The 3,413-nt window shown below is 28.5% G+C and carries 3 protein-coding genes and 2 pseudogenes; 1 reads left to right on the top strand and 4 read right to left on the bottom strand.

Annotated elements, in window-relative coordinates; genetic code table 11:
• Positions 1–203: 203 nt before the first annotated feature.
• From FXF62_RS10655 to FXF62_RS10645, 3 genes are read right to left on the bottom strand one after another with little or no spacing between them, the layout of a single operon-like run.
• The gene (locus tag FXF62_RS10655) at positions 204–1,010 is read right to left on the bottom strand and encodes a hypothetical protein (RefSeq protein ID WP_149518713.1); all 807 of its coding nucleotides are present in this window, start codon (positions 1,008–1,010) and stop codon (positions 204–206) included.
• On the bottom strand, positions 991–1,398 hold the full coding sequence (locus FXF62_RS10650; protein ID WP_149518712.1) for a hypothetical protein: 408 nt from the start codon (positions 1,396–1,398) through the stop codon (positions 991–993). Before FXF62_RS10650 ends, FXF62_RS10655 begins: the two co-directional genes overlap by 20 nt.
• Positions 1,340–1,858 (bottom strand): hypothetical protein, encoded by a 519-nt coding sequence (locus tag FXF62_RS10645; protein ID WP_149518711.1) that lies wholly within the window; start codon positions 1,856–1,858, stop codon positions 1,340–1,342. The genes FXF62_RS10650 and FXF62_RS10645 overlap by 59 nt, the downstream gene beginning before the upstream one ends.
• 273 nt (positions 1,859–2,131) lie before the next feature.
• Between FXF62_RS10645 and FXF62_RS10640 the strand changes: the two are divergent.
• Positions 2,132–2,674: pseudogene (locus tag FXF62_RS10640) on the top strand (site-specific integrase); the annotation flags it as partial.
• Positions 2,675–3,064: 390 nt separating this feature from the next.
• Here the strand turns inward: FXF62_RS10640 and FXF62_RS10630 are convergent.
• Positions 3,065–3,413, bottom strand: a pseudogene (locus FXF62_RS10630) (low temperature requirement protein A); the annotation flags it as partial.

Below are 3,413 nucleotides of genomic sequence, written 5' to 3'. Positions count from 1 at the left end.
AATAGCTACTGTCTTATCTCTTTTTTTACTTAAAGCCTTGATAGACTTGACAAATGGTAGAAAAGAGCCCAATAATATAACGAATTTAAAGGAACATTAACTAAATGAGACTACATATCAAAATAGAATGAAATTCAATTTTTTACAAATAAAATTTATTTGTAAGATTATTCTAAAAAAACTTAATTTTATATAGTGTTTTTTTAATCTTTCTTTAACAAATCGTAAAATGATCTATCTTCTAAATCCTCCCTAGTGATTACATCAATACCACCCAATAAATTACTAGAACTTCTTATAGAGCTTCTAGTAGCGAGTGTTATAATCTTTACATCAAGATTAATAATATCGGAATTAGATGAAAATATGCTTTGACATTCTCTTAAATAATTGATTTTACGTCGAGCCCTAATTCCTTTGTTTCTCAAATTTCTGGGTACAGTATTGATATCCATTCTTAGATGGGAGAAAAAAGTAACCAATCCAAATTTACACTCATATATAGAGAGAGATTTTTCCCTATTATTCTTATATACTACATCACACTTAGAATTAGCAAAATCCCTATTAGCAAATAACTCATTTCGTTTATATTTTATTAAAGGTTCATAAAAAACCTTTCCATATCTTCCCGGATATTTTTTCCATTGCATCGTAAGGTATTCTATGTAATCACTATACACTATACGATAATCATCGTCAGATATTGTTGAATTCTCAAATAAGTTTAAAATTAATTGCTTAACTTTATAAAAACAGTAATTATTAGCCTCGTTATTGTATATATTTTTTTGTTCTTCTTTTAGTATTTCAATGCGACGAGATATAATCAATCTATTATCAGTATTGTGCCTATTTGTGTTAAAAAAATCATTGATAATTTTATAACATGCATAGTCTGAAATAGCCCATTTACATAATTCTGATACTATATTATGTAAATGTGATGGTGCAATTCTTCTGTTAGACTTAAACCGAATATTTTTTATTTTATACTTCTGAATCGCCACCGACAATCTCCCAAAATCTATATGGAATCTCAAGAGATGCAAACTTAGTTTGAGAAAGTAACTCATTTAATCTATATCTGACAAAAGGTTCTACAATTTCAAATAATGCAAAATTGTACTCTTTATCCTTGAGATTAAAATTTTCGTTTAGACTAGTAAAGTCTATTTGATATGATAATTTAAAAAGATTTTCATCCTCATCGCCAACTCTTAATAGAAAAGCAACAATTGCTCTAAAATTACCTTGATCATCTTGTTTTAGTTCTTCAACTGTTATACTAATTTTTATTTCAACTTCAGTATTTGGTAAGAGTTTTTCATCTAATTTGTTAAGATCGAAGACTAATTCTATTGGAGAAATCGATTCTATCGACTTTATTAACTTCATTATTATCTCCTTCTGGTAGTGTGATTACAATATTATTAAATTCAAGATTTTGGTGTGATTTTTCAGAAAAATTTTTTTCAAACTGGGTATATATTTCTTGTAATTTAGTTTGTAGCTTATCATTATTACTATGTAGAATATTTATAGAGTTTTCTAAATTACTATTATCTTTTAAAAAACTAGTTTCTTCTGACAGTATATTGCTATAAAAATTAAAATACTTCAGTAAATCCGTAGAATATCTTTTTTGTAATACTTTATCAGAAGCAACTTTATCTAATATCGATACTTTAATATTTTCTGACGTAATATTAGAATAAAAATATTTAAGTTCCTCATCATGGCATACTCTTTTTTCGAGTTCATCATTAAAGTTCATGAAGTTTTCTCGATAGGTTGAAATACTACGTTTAACTGAGTCACATTGAGTCTCATTATATACAATTGTGTTTAAAAACATAAATTTCACCTCCCAGACTAGATTATTATATAATATTTTCAATAAATTCACAAGTATCAGATTATACAACTTTATCCAATAAGAAGGTTACTAGTATATTTAGTAATTATTAAACTATTTCGTATTAAATATATCTTAACGAAACGTGTAACATCCTATTCTATCTTCGAAATTTAAACATTTTCTTTCTTCCATAAATTCAATTAACTCTTTCTTGAAAATAACCTTTTCATCTTCGGTTAGACCTTTTGAATTCATCCGGAATAGAAATTCTATGTTATTTATTTACTTTTCAAGACTGGAATGCGCTTTGGGGAGTTAGTCGCTTTAATATGGGAGGATATAAACTTCGATGAAAAAGTTATTAAAACATACAGGAGATATAACACGTCTACCCGCCAATTTGTGCCACCCAAAAATCAAACATCGATTAGGAATATCCCTATTTCTGATGAAGAAATAAATATATTAAAGGCATTAAAACAAGAGCAAGTACGACTGAATAATGAACTTAGAATTATCAATATTAACAATTTCATTTTTCAACATTATGGATATGTGCAAGATATTCCAAATAATGCCACTGTTAATAAGGAACTAAGAAAGATTTTAATTAGACTGGATATCTTACCAATTATTACCACAAAAGGGGCACGACATACTTACGGTAGTTATCTATGGCATAATCAAATTGATCTAGGAGTGATTGCTAGAATTTTGGGTCATAAAGATATTTCTATGTTAGTTGAAGTATATGGTCATACATTACAAGAGAAAATAAACGATGAATTTGATAACGTTAGAAAACTTTTATAATTTTTTGGTACAAATTTTGGTACAAAAAGTAATTCGACATCAAAAAAGCCTGTCACAGCAGGCTTTTTCTTGTATAGTTTGATGCCGATTGCATGAATTTGTAAGAACTTTTCATATTGAAAATAAACAAAAATGTTGAAATATAGCTGATTTTAGGGAAATACTTTTAGGTATTTTCAATGTCAGGATTTAAAAATGGGGCAAAAGTGGGGCAAAAACAAATTAACAAAAAAAATATCGAGTTCGTGCATCAAGTAAATGATAAATTGCAAGAATAAGTGCAACATTTACTCGAACTCATCCTCTAGAGCTTCACTAGCAGTTCTGTAAGCTAAACATTTTCGTGGTCGGTGATTGATATCATATAAAGCCTTGGTTCCCAAAGCTTTTTTATGTTATAAACTCATTAAAAGAACCNATAGCTAGAGCTAAAATGGTTGTTATACTCACTACTATTATAGGATTAGAAGCAAAGATTAAAGAGAGAATCAAGGCAGCCAGATAGAGTGTCGCTTGGACACAGTAGTAACTTTTCGAATAGCGAAGATAGTGTTTGTTATAGGGCCCATTTACTAGGACAGCAACTTGGAAGAGGCCAAATCCGATATAAGAGAAGATGGTTGCAAAGAGACGATTAGCTTCAGGATTCTGAAGAAAACTCATCGATACAGTCATCATAATAAGTCCAATGAAAATAGGATAGTGACTGTAAATTAGAAATAGTCCCTTTTGATTAGAT

The organism is Streptococcus cristatus (assembly GCF_008369405.1).
GTDB lineage: Bacteria > Bacillota > Bacilli > Lactobacillales > Streptococcaceae > Streptococcus > Streptococcus cristatus_G.
Note: the sequence above shows the minus strand (reverse complement) of the source record. Positions and strands in the feature narration are given on the sequence as shown.